Source organism: Actinophytocola glycyrrhizae (genome assembly GCF_042653545.1).
GTDB lineage: Bacteria > Actinomycetota > Actinomycetes > Mycobacteriales > Pseudonocardiaceae > Actinophytocola > Actinophytocola glycyrrhizae.
On the sequence record NZ_JBHSIS010000010.1, the window covers coordinates 408,175 to 426,931 of the forward strand.

Here is an 18,757-nt window from a genome sequence, read left to right on the forward strand (position 1 = left end):
GACCGCCACGCGACCGGACTGGTGGCCGGGCACGAGCCACCGAGGATCCAGGCAGTGTGCCTGGACATCGACGACACGCTGGTCGATTTCACGAGCTCCGCCCGGCGCGCCCTTTTCGATCTCATCGGCCGCGACGACATGTGGCCCTGCTGGCAGCGCACCACCGACGAGCACGTGGCCAGGGTGGTGGCGGGCGAACTGTCCTACGACGCCATGCACCGGGCGCGCACGAAGGCGTTCTTCGCCGACCTCGGCGCGCTGCTCGACGACGACCTCGTCGCGACCCTCGAGGAACGGCGCCGCACCCAGCTGTGGACGACGTGGCAGCTCTTCTCCGACGCGATCCCGTGCCTCGACTGGCTGCGCGCCGCCGGCTTCAAGCTCGCCGCCGTCACCAACGCCTCCGGTGACCACCAGCGCGCCAAGCTCGCGGGCCTCGGCATCGCCCGGTTCTTCGACACCCTCGTCATCGCGGGCGAACTGGGCGCCGCGAAACCCGATCCGGTGATTTTCCACACAGCCTGCGCACGGATGGGTGTCAGCCCCGCCGAGACCGTCCACGTGGGCGACCTCCTCGACACCGACGCCGTCGGCGCACGGGACGCGGGACTGCACGGCGTGTGGCTGGCCAGGACACCCGCCCGCCCGGCGGCCGAACCAGGCGTCCAGACCATCGAGACCCTCGCCGACCTGCCGGAACTGCTGGTCAGCGAGTACCGGACCCCCGACCTGACCGCAACAGCCGGGGCCGATTTCCGATGCCGGGAGGGCGTGGTCTAACATCTTCTCCGGTGCTGGTCGAGCGGCCGCGAGGCCACGGACGACCAGCAGCAATGGGGTATGGTGTAATTGGCAGCACGACTGATTCTGGTTCAGTTAGTCTAGGTTCGAGTCCTGGTACCCCAGCAGAGAGAACAAAATCGCTTCTGATAGAGTTCCCTCTGGTTCAAGGCCCCGTCGTCTAGCGGCCTAGGACGCCGCCCTCTCAAGGCGGTAGCGCGGGTTCAAATCCCGTCGGGGCTACATAGGTTGACCGGGTCGTTTCCATTGGAAGCGGCCCGGTCTTCTGTTTGTGGCATGGGTTCGTGTCATAGCGGACTCAGGGAGCGATTTACTGCGACATATCGGTTCGTGTTTCCCGTTGTTGTTGATCAGAGACAGATATATCGCGGCACGTCCCTGGGCGAAAACGTGACTTGTTCGCCCGTGAGCACGACCTGTCGACGCTCTCTCCCAACAACGCTGAGGGCAATTCCCAGCCGGAACGCAGGTCTTCGTCGAATCGGCCGCAGGAATGCCGACCGGTCCGTCGTGTGGTTCCCTTTGTCAGTCCGTCAGACGGTGCCGGGCCTTGGTTAGGTAGTGGTCCACCAGCGTGGTGTTGGGCTGGCCGGTGCGTAGTTCCTTGGCTCGTTCCAGCAGGTGGAGCGCGACCGCGGCCGCGTCCCGGCTCGACAGTGCGACGGGGCGTCCGTCGCGCTGCAGGCCCGCCATGCGGGCGTCCTCCACCGCGGTCGAGCCGAGGTGCTGGAGGCAGCGTGCCTCGCCGATGTCCTCGCCGACGCGGGCGAACATCGTGCGGGCGCGCTGCCAGCAGCGGACCGCGTCGGCGAGGTGGCCGCGCTTGGCGTGGGCGATGCCCTGCAGCTCGACGCTGTGTGCCTCGCCGCCCGCGTCACGGGCGTCCCTGGCGACCTTCTCCGCCTCCCGCAGGCAGTCCAGCGCGTCGTCGACGTGGTCGTCGAGGATGGCGAGCCCGCCGAGGGTGACCAGCCGTGCCGCGTGCCCGGGCAGGGCGGGGCCCGCGGCGCGGAGCTTCGTCAGCTCGGCCGTCGCCGCGGCGACGGCTTCGGGCTCCACCGTCTTGTTCGCGGTGGTGAGCAGTGCACGTTCGACCTGTACGCGTGCGTCCAGCTCGGCACGGAGGCGGTCCTCGGTGGACTTCGCGTCGGATGCGGCGATGTCCAGCCACGGGCCCGCCTCGCCGAACCGCTCCGCCAGCCGGTGCGCGGCGGCGATCCGGCACGCGGCGAGCGCGGCGACATCGTCGCGCTTCACACGCCGAGCGAGGCGGTGCATACCGTCGTTGACCTCCAGCAGGCCGCGTGACTGCTGTTCACGCGTGTACCAGAAGTCCAGCCCGTCCGCGATGGCGCACAGGTCGGCGAAGGTGCGGCTCAGCAGTTCGTGGTCGTGGAAGTGGTCCTCGGTGAACAGTGGCAGCAGTGAGGGCTCCGAGTCGCGGAACCAGGCCCCGGCGGCCGCGGCGTCGACCTCCAGCCTGGTCGCCCACTCCACGACGAAGCCCGCGAAGTAACGCACCAGCGCGGGCACCGCGGCCATGGTCACGGAGCGCCGTCGCTCCGGTGGGCTCGTGCGCACGATCGGCCCGCGGATCTCCTGGGGGAGCCGGTACCGCCCACCCGCGTGTCGCACCAGTTTGCGCAGGCGCAGTTCCTCCAGCGGGGCGATCACCTCGCCGGTGACCGGCATCCCGGTGCCCGCGTCGAGGATCGCGGCGACCGCGCCCCGGGTCAGGCCCGTGACCGGCAGCTCGGCCAGAGCGTGCAGCAACCACGCCGCCTCCTCCGTCAGGCCCTCCTGCAGGTTGGCGAGTGTCACCGTCCACACGTGCTCCAGTGGGCCGGTCACCCGGCCTCCCGCACGCAGCTCCTCGATGACGTCTTCCACCGGCTTCTCGGCCGTCTCCGCACCACTGAGCCGCTTGATCTGCCGCGCGAGCACCTTCACCGCGCCGGGCCGCCCGACACACGCGAGCAACAACTCGTCGACGGGATCGTCGGTCACCGTCCCGCGCGCCCGATGGAACAGGTCCTTGATCCGCTGCCGCGCAGCGGGTTCGGGCACGGCCAGCTCCGTGTCCCAGATCTCGCGCAGATGCCTGGGCGCGAGCTCGTGCACATGAACGGTGCGCTCCGGGTCGGCGTCGCCGACCGCCGTCTCGCCGGCGACCACCAGGCGGTGCGGGCCGTCGGCGGGCCACTCCTGGAGCAGCCACGCCACCTGTTCCGGCGTGGACACGTTGTCCAGGAACAAGGTCGCGCCCTTTCCGGGAAGCTTGGCGAGCAGTTCGGCCGCGGCCCTGGCGAGCACCTCACCGGTGCCGTCGGACGGCTCGTCGACGCCGAACGCGACCACGATCCGCCCCGCGGTCGCGGCCGCGTCGTACGGTTCGCTGGTCGACCTGCTCCGCAGGTCGAAACGGTGGGTCCGGTCCTGGGCACTGCCGCGCCGGTCGATCAGCCCCTGCGTCACCTGTTCCGCGACCGCGGAGGTGCCGATGTCCCGGACCCCGGCCAGCACGACCGCGCCCGTCCGCACCACCTGGTCACTCGCCTTCTCGACCTCGTCGCCCCTACCGCAGAACAGCTTCTCCGGCCTGCGCCAGACCGGCGGCGTGCTCGGCAGCGGCATGCGCTCCTCGCGCTCCCCCGGCCGCGACGGCGAGCGGTGGAGCACCGCCAGCACCAGCCACCCGATGCCCGCCGCCACGACGACGACGGTGGTGATCGTCAGCAGCCGAGGCCCGAACGTCCTGCCGAACCACGACTCGTCCACCCGGTTGCCGAGTATCCCGGAGCTCAGGGTGGCCACGAACCAGCAGACCGCGCCGAACAGCCCGAGTTTGACGCGGTTGACAAACTTCGGCTCGTCTCTGCCCATCGTGTCTACCCGACCGTCCTGCCGGTCAGGCCGGCGACCACGGTCCGCCACGTGCCGAGCAGGAGCACCACGGGGATGAGCGCGGACAGGACGGCGCCTGCCGCGACCGTGCCCGCCGAGGTGGCGAACTGGCGCGCCTCACCCCACAGCAGCAGCGCGAGCGGGCTGTCGGCGGGCCCGCCGATCAGGAAGCCGACGATGAAGTCGTTCCACACCAGCACGAACTCGAGCACGCTCACCGCGACCAGCGCCGGCCGGTAGCGGCCGCGCCGCCACACCGCGTCCAGCGCCGGCCGCGTGTCGGTGACCGTCCTCGGCGCCGCCGCGAACGCCGCGCGCAGCACCAGCGTCGCGAACGGCAGCCCCGCCGCCGCGTGCACGAGCGAGATCAGTGCCGGGGTCCCGGCGAGCAGGTTGCTGAGCGGACCCGCGTACATCTGCACCGGCGCCACCGCGAGCACGCCGAGCAGCACCGTCAGCGCACCGGCGGTTCGGTGCGGCAGCCGCCAGGTCAGCAGGTAGGCGGCGGGGACAGCGCACGCCACCACGAGCACGGTGGCGGGCACCGCGATGGACAGGCTCCTCGTGAGCGCGGGCCACAGCCAGGTGTCGGCGACGGAGGCGAACGAGGCGAACCCGAACCCGTCCAGCCGCCACCAGCCACCGGTGCCCGCCGCGGCGGGCGTGTGCAGCGCGGTGCCGACGAGCACCACCAACGGCAGTGTCCACATCAGGCACACGAGCACGCCGATCCCGCGGCTCCACCACCGAGTGCGCGGCGAAACGGGCTCCGGCATCGGCACCGCCACGGGCTGGGTGCCCCGCCCCACCCACCGCGTGCCGAACAGGCTCAGCGCGCCCACGACCGCGAACAGCAGCACCGCGAGTGCCGCCGGTCCGCCGGTCTCGGTCGATCCCGTCGTCATCCGCCACCAGAGCAGCCCGATGACGTCGACGTCGTCGGAGATCGAGGCGGGCGCCGCGATCAGCACCAGGTCGAACACCCTGATGGCGGCCACCAGCACGGTCAGTACGACGATCGCGCTCACCGGACCGACGCGCGGCAGGCGCAGTTTCCCGAACCGGCGGCCGAGGCCGGTGTTGGCGTCGAGACCCGCGCGGAACAGCACGACGACGAACCCCAGCCAGGACCAGGCGAACGCGGACCCGAGCACCCACCAGATCAGGTCGGGGCCAAGCCAGGTGATCCCGCCGACGAGCGCACTCGCCGTGCCCCGTTCCCGGTTCGGGTCGAAGATCATCCGGAACACCGCGCCGGAGACCATCGCGGACACCCCGAACGGCAGGATCATGAGGTAGAGCAGTACCCGCCACAGCGTGCTGACCACTCGGCTGAGGACCGCGATCGCATACCCGGCGACGAGCAGCACGGCCCCGATCACCACCCACAGCACGCTGTGCCAGATCGACCGCAGCGCGTCGGGGTCGGTGAGGATGTCGACGAAGTTGCCCACGCCCCACGGCGCGGACAGCGCCAGCACCAGCGTCCATGCCATCGGCGTCATCAGCAGGACCAGCAGCACGACCGCGGGCAGGCCGAGCAGGTAGTTCCAGCCGCCACGCGTTCCGGGTGACCGGAGACCGCCCGCCACCCCGCGCCCGGAGACCTCCAGCCACAGGCCGCCGTCGACCCGGATGTCCGGGCTCACTCCCCGGCCCCCGCCATGGCCGAGGACGCTGCCGTGGCCGCGGCGGCCGGCTCGGTGCCCGCGGCGAGCGCACGCAGCAGGTCCTGCAGCACCTTCTGCAGCATGGCACCGAGCGGCACCTTGTCGGTCAGGCCGAAGTGCAGTTCATGGGTGGTGAGCTGTCGCGCCAGCACCCGCAGGGCCGGGCTGTAGTCGCCAAGGCCGGTGCCGGGGTTGGCCGCGATGAACCCGCCGGTGTCCCTGATCCACGGCACGGGCGCGGCGGGGTCGGCCAGGTGACGGAGGACGTTCTCCGCCTCCTCGCTCGCCGGCGCGGTCAGCACCAGCAGGTCACCGGAGACCACCAGCCGTCTCCCGAGGCCGGGTGCGGCCGGGAAGGCGAACGTGCCGACGTCGTCGTCGAGCACGTCGAACGCGCGGATCACGGACTCCGCGAAGTCCGGCGCGGGAACCATCGCCGCCCGGTGGTACCGGAACACCTCGAGGACGGCTTCCGGGTACTGCGCGACCAGCGCCCGCTCCGCGCCCCCCGCGAGCACCCTCCGGCCGCCCCACATCCGCGCCACCTGCGCGAACGCGGTCCGCACGTCCGCGCTGCCCCACGCGCCACGTTCCCCCGCCACGAGCGCGGCGTAGACGCCGTCGAACTGGCGGAGCAGCACGTTCTCGAAGAACCGCGCGAGGAACCAGCCGTCGGCGCCGCCGAGCGCGAGCGCGGCCGTCCCGGTCCGCTCGACGATCCGCTCGTTCAGCTCCAGCCACTCGGCCCATGTCGTGGGCGGGGCCAGCCCGTGCTCGGCGAAGAACCGCTTGCGGTACCAGACGATCGACGAGTGGCCGACCTTGAACGGCAGCGCGTAGTGCCTGCCGTCCCGCGACGGCAGCTGCCCGCTCCAGAACCCGTCGTAGCCCCGGTCCCACACCTCCGGCGGCAGCGGCGCCAGCGATTCCAGTTTGCCGCTGACCAGTTTCGGCTTCGGCAACGCGACGATGTCCGGCCGCCCGGCGACGTTGGCGCCGAACGCGGCGTCGATGTCGTCGCCGAGCGGCACAAGCTGGCAGTCATCCAGGCGCGGCCCCAGCACCCGCTGGAACGCCGCGAGCTCGGTCGCGCTCCAGCTCACGGCCACCCGGACGAACCCACCGAGCCCCAGCGGACGGTAGACGCCCGCGCACCCGGCGGCGGCTCCGGCCAACGGGCCGACGACAGCGGCGCGCAGCAGCGCACGCCTGCGAAACCCTCGCGACGGCATGACTCCCCAGTTGAGACGTGACAGACCTCTCACGCAGAGTGTATCCCGGATCTTGACACACCCTCCCCAGGGTCACTAAAGGCACGCAAGGCAGGAACGCGTCATCACGATCGTCCGCTGTCCGCGAAGATGCCCTGAAAGGCGCGTTCAGGGCGCTCAGCGCCCTGAACGGCCCATTCATGGCACTCGTACGCCGTGGTGGCGCTGGTCACACGCTGCCCGTACCACTCCCGACCCGGTCCCCATGAGACGGTGGCCCGCGGGGCGGGCACTCCCGTCACCAGCGAGGAGAGGAGCACGTGTGTCAGGTCTGAACGAGAAGCTGGGCGAGATCTACGCCGAGGTGCTGCGGCGCAACCCGGGCGAGACCGAGTTCCACCAGGCTGTGCGCGAAGTGCTCGAATCCCTCGGCCCGGTGATCACCAAGCATCCGGAGTACACCGACAGCGCGGTCATCCGGCGGCTGTGCGAACCGGAGCGGCAGATCATCTTCCGGGTGCCGTGGGTCGACGACACCGGCACCGTGCGGATCAACCGCGGCTTCCGGGTGGAGTTCAACTCCGCGCTCGGTCCCTACAAGGGCGGTCTGCGCTTCCACCCGAGCGTCTACCTCGGCATCGTGAAGTTCCTCGGCTTCGAGCAGATCTTCAAGAACGCGCTCACCGGGCTGCCCATCGGCGGCGGCAAGGGCGGCTCGGACTTCGACCCGAAGGGTTGCTCCGACGGCGAGATCATGCGGTTCTGCCAGGCACTGATGACCGAGCTGTACCGGCATCTCGGTGAGTACACCGACGTGCCGGCCGGCGACATCGGCGTCGGCGGGCGGGAGATCGGCTACCTGTTCGGCCAGTACAAGCGGATCACCAACCGCTACGAGTCCGGCGTGCTCACCGGCAAGGGCCTGGCGTGGGGTGGGTCGCAGGTACGCACCGAGGCCACCGGTTACGGCACCGTCTTCTTCGTCGAGGAGATCCTCAAGACCCGCCACGACTCGTTCGAGGGCAAGCAGGTCGTCGTGTCCGGCTCGGGCAACGTTGCCGTCTACGCGATCGAGAAGGTCCAGCAACTCGGCGGCACCGTCGTCGCGTGCTCGGACTCCGCCGGGTACGTGGTCGACGAGAAGGGCATCGACCTCGACCTGCTCAAGGAGATCAAGGAGGTGCGCCGCGCCCGCATCGACACCTACCCCGGGGAACGCCGAGGTGCCGCCCGGTACATCCCGGGCCGTCCGGTGTGGGAGGTCCCCTGCGACATCGCCCTCCCGTGCGCGACGCAGAACGAGCTGGACGGCGCCGGTGCGGCCACGCTGATCGCGAACGGCTGCACCGTCGTGGCCGAGGGCGCCAACATGCCCTGCACACCGGAGGCCGTCCGGCTGTTCACCGACGCCGGTGTGACCTTCGCCCCTGGCAAGGCCGCCAACGCGGGTGGCGTGGCGACCAGCGCACTGGAAATGCAGCAGAACGCATCCCGCGACACCTGGACCTTCGACCACACCGAACAGCGCTTGGCCGAGATCATGCACAGCATCCACGATCGCTGCCTGGCCACCGCCGACGAGTACGGCGCCCCCGGCAACTACGTCACCGGTGCCAACATCGCCGGCTTCACCCACGTCGCCGACGCGATGCTCGCGCTCGGCGTCATCTAGTCGGCCGGAACGCGGTGTGACCGCGAACCAACTCCCCTGATCCGCTACCGCACAACCAGAACCTCTGTGGCAGCAACGAATCCGGCTTGTCGAACCAGGCGAGGTCGCCGTACCCGGCCTGGGGGTCAAGCACGAGCGCGGTCAGGGAGAACCGTTGCCGGGGAAGGTGACCCGGACGGTGGTGCCCTGCCCTGGCGTCGAGGTGACGCCGACGGTGCCGCCGTGTGCGGTCACGATCGCCTCGACGATGGCCAGGCCCAGACCCGACGAGCCACCGCTGTCGCGACTGCGGCTCGGGTCGGCGCGGTAGAAGCGTTCGAAGACGTGCGGCAGGTGCTCCGGCGCGATCCCGTCACCGTCGTCGCGTACCGCGATCGCCACCTCCCCGTTCCGGGAGCCGACGGTGACCGTGACCGGTGTGCCGGGCCGGGTGTGCCCCACCGCGTTGCCCACGAGGTTGCGCAGCACCTGCTGGATGCGCGGGCCGTCCCCGTCGACGACCGCTTCCGCCACCCCTTCCAGGGTGATCGCCCGGTCGGCACTGACGACCCTGGCGTCCTCCACCACCTCCCCGGCCAGCGCCACCACGTCCACCGGCTCGCGGTTCAGCGCACGGGCCGCGTCGAGGTGGGCCAGCAGCGCCAGTTCGTCGACGAGCAGCCGCATCCGGCCCACCTCGGCCTGCATCCGTGCCATCGCGTGGTCGAGCTGGCCGGGGTCGCGCAGGCCGCCCTGGACGTACAGGTCGATCCAGCCGTGCAGGGTCGCGAGCGGCGTGCGCAGCTCGTGGCCGGCGTCGGCGACGAAGCTGCGCAGCCGGTCCTGGGCGCGTCGCTGAGCGTCGAACGCCTGCTTGACCGCGGTGGCGACCGCGGCTTCCGGCCCGGCGAGCAACGCGATGCGGATCAGCCGCCACCGGGAGGACCGCTTCACCGCGGCACCGGCCGCAGGCTGTACCCGAAGCCGCGCACGGTGTGTACCAGTGACGGCCCGCCGAAGTCGATCTTGCGGCGCAGGTTGGAGACGAACCGCTCGACCACGCCCCCGTCGCCGCCGAAGTCGTACTGCCAGACGTGGTCGAGGATCTGCGCCTTGGACACCACCCGCCCGGAGTTGACCAACAGGTAGCGCAGCAGCCGGAACTCGGTCGGGGACAGCTCGACCGGCCGCCCACCCCTGGTCACCACATGCCGGGCCTCGTCCATCTCCAGGTCGTCGCAGCGCAACACGCCCTCCGGCACCGTCGGCGGCACGCGCCGGGAACGCCGCAGCAGCGCCTCCAACCGGGCGGCGACCTCCACCACGTCGAACGGTTTGGTGAGGTAGTCGTCGCCGCCCATGCGCAGCCCGCGCACCCGGTCGTCCAACTCGTCGCGGGCGGTCAGGAACATCACCGGCACACCGACGTCCCGTGAGCGCAGCAGGTGCAGCAGGTCGAACCCGTTGGTGCCGGGCAACATCACGTCCAGCACGATCGCGTCGGGCAGGCGCGCCTCGATCGCGGCCAGCGCGGCAGGCACGCTGCCGACCGCCTCGACCTCGAAACCCGCGAACCTCAGCGCGGACAGCAACAGCTCCCGCAGGCCCGGGTCGTCGTCCACCACCAGAATGCGGTCCACGTCCCCATCACACCATCCGCACGGGGCAGGCCGATGCCCCGCCGCGCCGGGGAGCGCGCGAAGCTGACGGTTCGCTGATGATTGCCTGACAGTCGCGCTCCGCGGATGGTGTCCCCGGCCGGCTGCTCCTAGCGTTTTCCCCGGCACATCGACACACAGATCGGGAAACGAATGTCTGGTCCCACCCGTCGTGGATTCATCGCCGGTACCGCAGCGCTGGGAGGTGCGGCGCTGACCGGAGGTCCGGCGACCGCGGACGTGACGGTGGCGGAAGGCGTAGGCGAGCCGGCCGTGATCCTGCCGGATGACGCTCGCTATGCGGACCTCGTGTTGCGCCGCACGAGCGAGCGGTTCTTCCCGCGTCCCGACTTCTTCCGGCTGCCCACCACGACCGAGCAGGTCGTGCGGGCGGTAACCGGCGCTGTCCGTGCGGGCAGGCGGGTCACCGTCCGCAGTGGCGGGCACTGTTACGAGAACTTCGTCGGCGACGGCGCAGAGGTGATCATCGACATGTCCGCGATGCGGCAGGTCACGTTCGACCGGCGCCGCAACGCGTTCGTGATCGAGCCGGGCGCCACCCTGTGGGACGTGTTCGAGCGGCTCTATCTCGGCTGGGGTGTCACGATCCCCGGCGGCCAGTGTGGCGGCGTGGCCGCGGGCGGGCACATCCAGGGCGGCGGCTACGGTCCTTTGTCCCGGCAGTTCGGTTCGGTGGTGGACTACCTGTACGCCGTGGAAGTCGTCGTGGTGGACCGTTCGGGCCGGGCGCGGGCGGTGGTCGCGACCCGGGAGCCAGGCGACGAGAACCGGGACCTGTGGTGGGCGCACACCGGGGGCGGGGGCGGGAACTTCGGCGTGGTCACCCGGTACTGGCTGCGCACGCCAGGCGCCACCGGCAACGATCCGGCCCGCCTCCTGCCGAGGCCACCCGCCGTGACACTCGGCTCGACGATCGCGTGGAGTTGGCGAGACGTCACCGAGGAGTCGTTCCACCGCCTGCTGCGCAACTACGGCGAATGGCACGAGCGCAACAGCGCGCCCGGCTCCCGCTACGCCAGCCTCTTCAGCCCGCTGCTGATCACCCGGCGCAACACGGGTGCCGACCCCGGCGCGTTCGCCATGGTGACCACAATGGACGGAAACCTGCCCGACGCCGACCGGCTGCTGCGCGACTACCTCGCGGCGGTCACCGAGGGCGTCCCCGGATCGATCACGGTACGACCGCCCCACCGGCTGCCGTGGCTGGCGGCGGTGAAGGCCGGGTCACTGAGCCAGACCGACGAATCCGGGATGTTCAAAGCGAAAGCGGCCTACCTGCGGAAGCGGTTCACCGACGAGCAGATCAGGACCGCCTACACCTACCTGACCAGCACGGACCACGACAACGAGCGCGCACTGCTGCTGTTGGTGTCCTACGGCGGCAAGGTCAACACCGTGGCGCCGGACGCGACCGCCCTGTCCCAGCGGGACAGCGTCATGAAGGTGATCTACACGGTCACCTGGACCGACCCGGACGGCGAGCAGGCGAACCTGGACTGGATCCGGCGCTGGTACAGCGCGATGTACCAGGACACCGGCGGCGTGCCGGTCCCGAACAGCGTGAACGACGGCTCCTACATCAACTACCCGGACATCGACACCACCGATCCGAAGTGGAACGAGTCCGGAGTCCCGTGGCACGCCCTGTATTACAAGGAGAACTACCGGAAGCTTCAGCAGGCGAAGGCACGCTGGGACCCGCGTGACGTGTTCCACCACGCCATGTCGGTCGAACTGCCGCACCGGACGACCGCGATCTCTCCGGCATCGAACAACTGAGGGCGGATGCCGCGGATGCCCGCCGTCCGCTGAGTGCGGACACGTCATCGACGACCACGTCGGGGCAGGTCGATTCGCAGGAGAGCCAACGTGATGAGCGGTATGGCCATGCCGGTTCGGCGCGTCTAGGATGAGCAGTACGTGGTTGCCCGGTCACGACCAGTTCATGCGGGCGTGCGCCGTGGCGGCCCACTCCTGAACGCACCGGGCACGTTTGCCCCATCGGGTGTCGAAAAGGAGCACGATGATGCGCAGAAGCGGCCGGCGACCGACGTCGGGCGGTGTGGCCATACTGATCGCGGCGTTGATGCTGTTCCTGTTGCCGGGTGGAACTGTTTCCGCGGCCCCGGCTCCGGCAAACGGGCCATCGTGGCAGGAAGCTTCGCCGAGTTCGACCGGCATCGTGCCGGACGTGACGGGGTGGGACGTCAGCAGCGCGGTTGCCGCGGTCCAGGCCGCCGGCTTCGTCGCCAGAACTTCTCCGGGGTTCGTCGACTGCGGGCCCCCGTACGTGCAACTGCAGAATCCCGGTGGTGGGGCATCTGCGGTACTCGGATCGACCGTCACTCTGCGAGTCAACCGGCAACCCGGCCCCGGACAACCGTGTCCGTAGGGAGTCGTGACACCGACGTGCTTCGACGACTCGTCGACCGTCTCGTTGTCCGCACGTAACACGGAGCGGCGACGCACGATGTAGGTGATGAACCCTGTGGCGCTGTCGGACCCCCGACCTGATGGCGCCGCAGGGTTCGTCGTGTCGGGCTCCGCGCGGCACAGCGCGCTTTCGCCGCCATCCGCGGCATGACGCCGAACGGTACCTGAGCCCGGACCGCTGTCACGGAGGTCGCCGTCTCGCCGGGGCTCACGTTTCTCCGCGTGCGAGTTGGGCTTTCGTGAGTGGCGGGCGATGATTCCCGGGTGGGTCCGGGCGGGTGCCCGGACGGAAGTGGAGGGCGGCGATGGCGGCCGTGAGGTGCGCCCGGCGGGTGGTCAGCCAGGACCAGGTCGTCCGCGGCGGCTGCCGGTTCTTCCTCGACCACGGCATGGTCGACATGGACCGGCTGGCGGCGAGCCTGGCCGTCAGCCGGGCCACGCTCTACCGCGTCGCGCACAGCCGCGACCGGCTGCTGGGTGAGGTGCTGTGGCGGTTCGCGGAGCGGCTGCTGGCGCGGGCCCGGCAGCGGCGCAGGCACGCGGGTGCCGACGGTGTTCTCGAGGTCACCCGGTCCTTCGTCGGGCAGGTGCGCTCCGCCGTGCCGTTCCACGCCTTCCTGCACCGCGAGCCGGACACCGCGGCGCGAGTGTTGTTCACCGCGTCGAGCGTGGTGCACCGGCGGGTCGTGGCGGCGCAGCGGGAGATCCTGCGGGAGGCCCACGGCGACCGGCCGTGGTCGCCGGACGCGCTCGACCAGACCGCCTACCTGTACGTGCGGATCGTCGAGTCCGGGCTGTACGCGGAGCTGCTCGGCGCCGCGGCGCCCGACCCCGAACTGGTGGAACGGGCCGCGCTGGCGGTCCTGCGGCCACCTTGCTGAGACGGCGGTCTCACGCTTTCCCCTGTGCTGGCACGGATCGTGGTGTGCCGGTTACGTTCGGCGTGCCCTTCCCCCATCGCAGCGGGAGTCACCATGTCGATCTCCACGTGGGGTCGTGCCGGGCTGGTCGCCGTCGTCCTCGGCCTGCTCGTCCCGACCACCCTGCCCGCGTCCGCCGAGCCCGGCAGGCGCGGCACCGCCGACGTGCCCGCTGTCGTCGGCCCGCTGCCCGGCACCGTGCCCGGTGACCCCCTCGCCGAACGGATCGAGGACACCTACCCGTTCTTCTCCACCCCGGTCGACCTGGCCGCCAGGGGTTACGTCGAGGAGGAGTTCCACGTCTCCGGCCTGGCCGACGGCTGGGCGGTCGACGGGACCCCGGTGGCCACCGACGTCGCGTACACGACGCGTGTCGTCGTGCGGCGGCCCGCCCGCGCCCGCGACTTCAGCGGGACGGCACTCGTCGAGTGGCAGAACGTCACGGCCGGGTACGACCTGGACGCGCTCTGGAACGCGGACTCGGTGACCCGTGCCGGGCACGCGTGGGTCGGTGTGTCGGCCCAGCGGGTCGGCGTCGACCAGCTCCGCACGTGGAGCCCCGCGCGCTACGGCGGGCTCGACGTGACCGGCGGCGGCCGCTTCCCGGCCGACGAGCTGTCCTACGACATCTTCACGCAGGCGGGCCGTGCCGTCGACAACGGCGCGGTGATGGGCGGGCTGCGCCCGAGGACCGTGCTGGCGATCGGCGCCTCCCAGTCCGCGGGCCGGATGACGGTGCTGTACGACAACGTCCTGCCGCAGATGCGGCCGGTGTTCGACGGCTACGCGTTCGTGGTCGGCTCCGCACCCACCCGCGCCGGCACCGAACCCGTCTTGCAGCTGTTGTCCGAGACCGACGTCCGCACCGCGCGCCGACCGGCCGACACCGACGGGTTCCGCCGCTGGGAGGTCGCGGGCACGGCCCACTCCGGCCACGAGGGACAGGTCTACCGCGCCCCGATCTCCGAACGCGACCTCGGTGGCGCACCCCAGTACAACTGCGACCAGCCGCCGTTCAGCCGCGTTCCCATGCACCACGTCACCGCCGCCGGGTACGAGCACCTGCGGCGGTGGGCCGAGCGCGGGACACCGCCGCCGACGGCCCCGCCGCTGGAGTTCGAGGCGGACGGTGTCACCAAGAAGCGCGACGAGCTGGGCCTCGCCGTGGGTGGCATCCGCCTGTCCCAGGTCGCCGCACCGACCGCGCTCAACACCGGTGACAACAGCGGCGAGACGTTCTGCCGCCTGTTCGGCACCCACGTGCCGTTCGACCAGCAGACCCTCGCGCGGCTCTACCCCGGCCACGCCGCCTACGTGCGGCAGGTCGTCGCCGCCGACGTGGCCGCCGTCCGCGCCGGGTACCTGCTGCCCGCCGACGCGAAGCGGAACCTGGCGGACACCAGGGGCCGCACGCCGGTGATCTTCGTGCACGGGCAGCAGGGCTCGGCGCACCAGTGGCAGTCGACCGCGAAACGCCTCTCCGCCAACGGCTACGACGAGGACCTGCTGTACGCCTACGAGTACGACACGACCGTCCCCACCAACGACCAGGCCGTCGCGGGACTCGACACGTTCGTCGCGGACGTCCGCGCCCGCACCGGCGCGTCCACAGTGGACATCGTCGCGCACTCGCGTGGCACCACGGTCATGCACTCCTACCTGGCCACGCCCGCGCGAGCGGCACTGGTGCGCAGGTACGTCAACGTCGACGGCCGCTCCAGCGCCACCCTGCCCGGCGGGGTGCCGACGCTCGCGTTGTGGGGCAGCCTGCAACCCGGCGGCGGCATCGGCGGCGCGACCAACGTCCGCCTGCCGCACCTGGGCCACACCGAGACGGCCACGGCGGCGGAGAGCTTCGCGCACATCCACCGGTTCCTGCGCGACCTGCCACCCGTGACGACCGAGGTGACACCCGAACCACCCGGCCTGGTCGAGATCGCGGGCCGCGCGGTGTCGTTCCCGCAGAACAGCGGGATCGCGGGCCGCCTGCAGGTGTGGGAGCTCGACGGCCGCACCGGCGCGCGCCGCGGCCGCCCCGTCCACGACGTGCGCACCGGGCAGGACGGCGCGTTCGGACCGCTGAAGGTCAACGGCCGCAAGCACTACGAGCTGGTGCTGCTGCGTGGAGGAGAGCAGACCTACCACTACTACTTCGAGCGGTTCGAACGCAGCGACCGGTTCCTGCGGTTGCAGGTCTCCGGCCCTGGCGGCATCGCCGACCACGTCGACAAGTGCCCAACGCACACGGCCGTCACCGTTCTGCGTGGCCGCGAGTGGTGGTCGGACCAGGCCGACAACGACCGCCTGGAGTTCGACGGCGTCAACGTCCTCGACCCGGCCGTCGCACCACGCGCACGGCAGGTGCTGGCCGCGTTCGCCTTCGACGACGGCTGCGACCAGACCTCCGCCCTCGGTGCCGCGCTGCCCCCGTTCAACGCGCTGCCGTTCCTGACCGCGGTGGACGCCTACCTGCCGGCCCAGCCTGCCTCGTCCGTCCAGGTCACCGAGACGGTGCGCGGTGCCGACGGCCGGTCCCGCACGATCGCCGTGCCGAACTGGCCGTCGGACGGGCACTCGGTGACCGTGCAGTTCAAGGACTACCTGGACCGGACGTTCAGCACGAGGTGACGGTCAGCGTGATCAGCCGGTCACGTTGTCGCAAACCTCCCTGGTGAGCGTCGTGATCGTGTGATGATGCGGGTCATGCGATGGGTGACGGCGACGGTCCTGGTGTGTGTGCTCGCAGGATGCTCCACGTCGGTGACCGGCGCCGCGGTCGGTGACAGCGCAGCGACGACCACGACCGAGACCACCGAGACCACCGAGACCACCACGACGACGACAACGACCACCACGACTGAACACACGCCGTTGCCCCCGCCGCCGACGTCCGTCGACCAGAACGCCGCCCAGCGGTACTGCGCCGGAACGATCACGGGTGCGCTCGCCAAGCCGATGAACGTGGTCGTCGTGGCCACCGCGGGTGGGCGGGTGAACTGCGAGGAGGCGTCCGCGGTACTGGTCCACTACTACGAGGAGCGACCCGAGCCCGATCCCGCTTCCGCCCCCATCGAGGTGGACGGGTACGCGTGCAACCAGGTTCCGGAGCCCGACCTGCCGCAGGTCATCTGCGCCGACGACGTCTCGCTGTTCTACTCGATGTGGGTGCAGGGCGGCTGACGTGGCCTCGGCGACCGGCGGCGGTCACGGCGTCACCGCGATCCCCTCGGGGCCCTGGCCGACGGGGACCGTCGCCACCGGCGTGATGGTGGCCGTGTCGATCACCGACATCGTGTTGGCGGCGTTGTTGGTGATGTAGACGAAGCCCTCGTCGGTCGAGGTGGCCGCACCCTCCGGGCGCTGTTGCACCGGGACCGTCGCGCTGACGACAGCGGACTCGCCGTGGATGACGGACACGGCGTCGGAACCGGTGTTGGCCACGTACACGACGTCCTGCGGGGTGACCGACAGCCCGATGGGTGCCTGGCCGACGGGCACCGTGGCCACCGGCACGGCGAGCGGGGCGGCGATGACGGTGACGCTGTCGTCGCCGGTGTTGGCCACGTAGAGCCGTTCCCCGCCGGGACCGACCGCGATCCCCGCCGGGAAGCGACCGACGGGGATCGTGCCGGCCACCGTGTTCGTGGTCGCGTCGATGACGGTCACGGAGCTCGCGCCGTTGTTGGTGACGTATACCCGCGTCCCGTCCGGGCTGACCACGGGGGTGTGCGGGGACCGGCCGACCGCGATGTCGGCCACCGGCTGCTGGGTGGCGACCTCGATCACGGTCACGGTGTCGGCGCCGTAGTTGGTGACGTAGGCGTGCGTGGCGGTGGCGTCGACGCCGTACGGGTCCGCGCCGACCGGCACGGTGGCCGTCACCTCATGGGTCAGCGCGTCGATGACCGAGACCGAGTCGGCCCGTTCGTTGGTGACGTAGACCAGGTCCCCGTCGGGGGTGCCGCCGACTCCCACCGGTCCGTCGCCGACCGGCACGGTCGCCGTCACCTCCGCCAGTTCGGTGTCGTAGACGGTGACGTCGTCCGAATCCGTGTTGGCCACGAACACCTGGAGACGAGGCGGGTAGGCATCGGCGGCCGCGGGAACGAGCGGACCCACAGTGAGCACGACCAGCAGCGCCGACAAGGTGACATGACACCATCCCGGTGAACGGGAGGCCCACTGAGAGTTGGACGCGCGCCTCCTCAATAGAGCAGGCATCGATTTCTCCTCTGCCACGAGATGAGCTGCGAAACGCACAGAAAGACCAGTTGACGGCGTTGTGGGGTCGGCTGTAGCCGTCCCCGATCGAGCCCGGAGCGCTGTGAGGCGTCCGGACGTGCCGAACCTGATATCACCCTAACGGCCTAGTCACCGGTGCCACTGTGTCAAAAGCACTGTTCAGACGCCTCAGGTGATCTTGCCCGACGAAAGTGTGACGCTCCCGAACGTTGCGTAGCACCGCGGACCGCGGCGGCAGCCCGTGGCCCGGGAACTGGATCAACCGATCGTGCCCGTCCCGTTCGGACTGTTACGTCTCGATGACGCTGCGTGCAGGACCCACATACGGCGGTGACGTCTCGGCCGTCGCGCCCGACGGCCAGGTGGTCCGCGCCCGGCCGGAACGCGGTCGTCGCGGGCCGGATCAGGTTCCCGCGACCCGTGCCAGCGCGCGTTCGGCGGCCAGTCGCTGGGCGATCGCGCCCCGGACGTGCGGGACGTCGCGGATACCGATGTCCGAGGACTGCACCGTGTGCTGCCGGGACCAGCGACGGTAGGTGGCGGCGACCCGGTCCACCCAGACACCCGGCCACCGCGTGGAGAACGCGGCCAGCAGCACGGCGTCGGTGGAGCGGGCCACGGCGGGCCAGCCGCCGTGTGCGAGGAGGTGCGGGCGCCGGTAGACGGTGATCGACGCAGGGAACGGGAAGTCGTCGGTGCGCACGAAGGTGTCGGCGATGGTGCCCGGCTCGACCCGGCCCGGCGGGTAGACGTCCGGTTTCACCCAGGTGCTCCCGTCGGGGTTGCGCCACCGCATCCGCGCACACGACCACGCCACCGCCGGGTCGTCGGTGAGGGGCTCGACGAGCGCGGTCAGCCCGTCCGGCTCGTAGTAGTCGTCGTGGTCCATCCCCGCGACCAGATCGCCGCGAGCGCGGGCCACCGCCGTGTTGCGGGTCGCCGCGCCGCCGATCTGCACGCCGAGCGCGTCGTAGCGGATCCGTGGGTCATCGGGCAGCGACTCGCGCACGCCAGGCTGTGTCCCGTCCTCCTGGACCAGCCACTCCCACTCCCAGCCCGGCGGCAGCACCTGGCTCTCCAGCGAACGCCACAGCGCCTCGATGTGGATCGCGTTGTGCGCCTGCGTCGGCGTGATGATCGAGACCAAAGGCACCGGGCCACCCTGCCACGTGCCCGCCAGGACCACCAGGCTGACCATCTCGCCGCGAACCGGCGTTGCCGGTCACCAGCGCGACACGGTAGCGCC

General features: G+C 70.9%; 15 protein-coding genes and 2 tRNA genes. 9 read left to right on the forward strand and 8 right to left on the reverse strand.

The window, feature by feature from the left end; translation table 11 throughout:
* Positions 1–54: 54 nt before the first annotated feature.
* The 3 genes from ACFPCV_RS23600 (at position 55) to ACFPCV_RS23610 (ending at position 1,023) form a co-directional block, all read left to right on the forward strand.
* A complete protein-coding gene (locus tag ACFPCV_RS23600) occupies positions 55–780 on the forward strand; it encodes an HAD family hydrolase (RefSeq protein WP_378058741.1) in 726 nt (241 codons plus the stop codon).
* Between the two features lie 54 nt (positions 781–834).
* Positions 835–906, forward strand: a tRNA-Gln gene (locus tag ACFPCV_RS23605).
* Positions 907–950: 44 nt separating this feature from the next.
* Positions 951–1,023, forward strand: a tRNA-Glu gene (locus ACFPCV_RS23610).
* A 303-nt stretch (positions 1,024–1,326) separates the two neighbouring features.
* Here the strand turns inward: ACFPCV_RS23610 and ACFPCV_RS23615 are convergent.
* From ACFPCV_RS23615 to ACFPCV_RS23625, 3 genes are read right to left on the reverse strand one after another with little or no spacing between them, the layout of a single operon-like run.
* A complete protein-coding gene (locus tag ACFPCV_RS23615) occupies positions 1,327–3,684 on the reverse strand; it encodes a hypothetical protein (RefSeq protein WP_378058472.1) in 2,358 nt (785 codons plus the stop codon).
* Positions 3,685–3,689: 5 nt separating this feature from the next.
* Positions 3,690–5,354: a hypothetical protein gene (locus ACFPCV_RS23620; protein WP_378058473.1), complete on the reverse strand. Its 1,665-nt coding sequence runs from the start codon at positions 5,352–5,354 to the stop codon at positions 3,690–3,692.
* The gene (locus ACFPCV_RS23625; RefSeq protein ID WP_378058474.1) at positions 5,351–6,607 is read right to left on the reverse strand and encodes an ABC transporter substrate-binding protein; all 1,257 of its coding nucleotides are present in this window, start codon (positions 6,605–6,607) and stop codon (positions 5,351–5,353) included. The genes ACFPCV_RS23620 and ACFPCV_RS23625 overlap by 4 nt, the downstream gene beginning before the upstream one ends.
* Before the next feature lie 310 nt (positions 6,608–6,917).
* Between ACFPCV_RS23625 and gdhA the strand changes: the two genes are divergently transcribed.
* The gene (gdhA, locus tag ACFPCV_RS23630) at positions 6,918–8,258 is read left to right on the forward strand and encodes an NADP-specific glutamate dehydrogenase (RefSeq protein WP_465251573.1); all 1,341 of its coding nucleotides are present in this window, start codon (positions 6,918–6,920) and stop codon (positions 8,256–8,258) included.
* Positions 8,259–8,399: 141 nt separating this feature from the next.
* On the opposite strand, the gene ACFPCV_RS23635 is transcribed toward gdhA, so the two are convergent.
* Together ACFPCV_RS23635 and ACFPCV_RS23640 are read right to left on the reverse strand one after the other, a co-directional pair.
* Positions 8,400–9,191 (reverse strand): sensor histidine kinase, encoded by a 792-nt coding sequence (locus ACFPCV_RS23635; protein ID WP_378058476.1) that lies wholly within the window; start codon positions 9,189–9,191, stop codon positions 8,400–8,402.
* Positions 9,188–9,877: a response regulator transcription factor gene (locus ACFPCV_RS23640; protein ID WP_378058477.1), complete on the reverse strand. Its 690-nt coding sequence runs from the start codon at positions 9,875–9,877 to the stop codon at positions 9,188–9,190. The genes ACFPCV_RS23635 and ACFPCV_RS23640 overlap by 4 nt, the downstream gene beginning before the upstream one ends.
* 171 nt (positions 9,878–10,048) lie before the next feature.
* Between ACFPCV_RS23640 and ACFPCV_RS23645 the strand changes: the two genes are divergently transcribed.
* Positions 10,049–11,695, forward strand: coding sequence for an FAD-binding oxidoreductase (locus ACFPCV_RS23645; protein WP_378058478.1), 1,647 nt, complete (start codon positions 10,049–10,051; stop codon positions 11,693–11,695).
* A 153-nt stretch (positions 11,696–11,848) separates the two neighbouring features.
* Here the strand turns inward: ACFPCV_RS23645 and ACFPCV_RS23650 are convergent, their stop codons facing one another.
* Positions 11,849–12,097, reverse strand: a complete 249-nt coding sequence (locus ACFPCV_RS23650) for a hypothetical protein (protein ID WP_378058756.1) — start codon at positions 12,095–12,097, stop codon at positions 11,849–11,851.
* Here ACFPCV_RS23650 and ACFPCV_RS23655 point away from each other — a divergent pair.
* The 4 genes from ACFPCV_RS23655 (at position 12,003) to ACFPCV_RS23670 (ending at position 16,449) form a co-directional block, all read left to right on the forward strand.
* Positions 12,003–12,308: a PASTA domain-containing protein gene (locus ACFPCV_RS23655; RefSeq protein ID WP_378058742.1), complete on the forward strand. Its 306-nt coding sequence runs from the start codon at positions 12,003–12,005 to the stop codon at positions 12,306–12,308. The genes ACFPCV_RS23650 and ACFPCV_RS23655 overlap by 95 nt on opposite strands.
* Positions 12,309–12,654: 346 nt before the next feature.
* Positions 12,655–13,230, forward strand: coding sequence for a QsdR family transcriptional regulator (locus ACFPCV_RS23660; RefSeq protein WP_378058479.1), 576 nt, complete (start codon positions 12,655–12,657; stop codon positions 13,228–13,230).
* 93 nt (positions 13,231–13,323) lie between these two features.
* Positions 13,324–15,897, forward strand: coding sequence for an alpha/beta hydrolase domain-containing protein (locus tag ACFPCV_RS23665; RefSeq protein ID WP_378058480.1), 2,574 nt, complete (start codon positions 13,324–13,326; stop codon positions 15,895–15,897).
* A 75-nt stretch (positions 15,898–15,972) separates the two neighbouring features.
* A complete protein-coding gene (locus ACFPCV_RS23670) occupies positions 15,973–16,449 on the forward strand; it encodes a hypothetical protein (protein ID WP_378058481.1) in 477 nt (158 codons plus the stop codon).
* Between the two features lie 24 nt (positions 16,450–16,473).
* Here ACFPCV_RS23670 and ACFPCV_RS23675 read toward each other — a convergent pair whose 3' ends face one another.
* Positions 16,474–17,415, reverse strand: coding sequence for a beta-propeller fold lactonase family protein (locus tag ACFPCV_RS23675; protein WP_378058482.1), 942 nt, complete (start codon positions 17,413–17,415; stop codon positions 16,474–16,476).
* Positions 17,416–17,914: 499 nt separating this feature from the next.
* Positions 17,915–18,709, reverse strand: a complete 795-nt coding sequence (locus tag ACFPCV_RS23680; protein WP_378058483.1) for a glycosyltransferase family 2 protein — start codon at positions 18,707–18,709, stop codon at positions 17,915–17,917.
* Between the last annotated feature and the right edge of the window lie 48 nt (positions 18,710–18,757).

Excerpts from the sequence above, each read along its gene's own strand:
- ACFPCV_RS23615 (WP_378058472.1), bottom strand. The coding sequence starts at position 3,684 with ATGGGCAGAGACGAGCCGAAGTTTGTCAACCGCGTCAAACTCGGGCTG.
- ACFPCV_RS23625 (WP_378058474.1), bottom strand. The coding sequence starts at position 6,607 with ATGCCGTCGCGAGGGTTTCGCAGGCGTGCGCTGCTGCGCGCCGCTGTC.
- ACFPCV_RS23645 (WP_378058478.1), top strand. The coding sequence starts at position 10,049 with ATGTCTGGTCCCACCCGTCGTGGATTCATCGCCGGTACCGCAGCGCTG.
- ACFPCV_RS23655 (WP_378058742.1), top strand. The coding sequence starts at position 12,003 with ATGCTGTTCCTGTTGCCGGGTGGAACTGTTTCCGCGGCCCCGGCTCCG.
- ACFPCV_RS23650 (WP_378058756.1), bottom strand. The coding sequence starts at position 12,097 with ATGCCGGTCGAACTCGGCGAAGCTTCCTGCCACGATGGCCCGTTTGCC.
- ACFPCV_RS23660 (WP_378058479.1), top strand. The coding sequence starts at position 12,655 with ATGGCGGCCGTGAGGTGCGCCCGGCGGGTGGTCAGCCAGGACCAGGTC.
- ACFPCV_RS23665 (WP_378058480.1), top strand. The coding sequence starts at position 13,324 with ATGTCGATCTCCACGTGGGGTCGTGCCGGGCTGGTCGCCGTCGTCCTC.
- ACFPCV_RS23670 (WP_378058481.1), top strand. The coding sequence starts at position 15,973 with ATGCGATGGGTGACGGCGACGGTCCTGGTGTGTGTGCTCGCAGGATGC.
- ACFPCV_RS23680 (WP_378058483.1), bottom strand. The coding sequence starts at position 18,709 with ATGGTCAGCCTGGTGGTCCTGGCGGGCACGTGGCAGGGTGGCCCGGTG.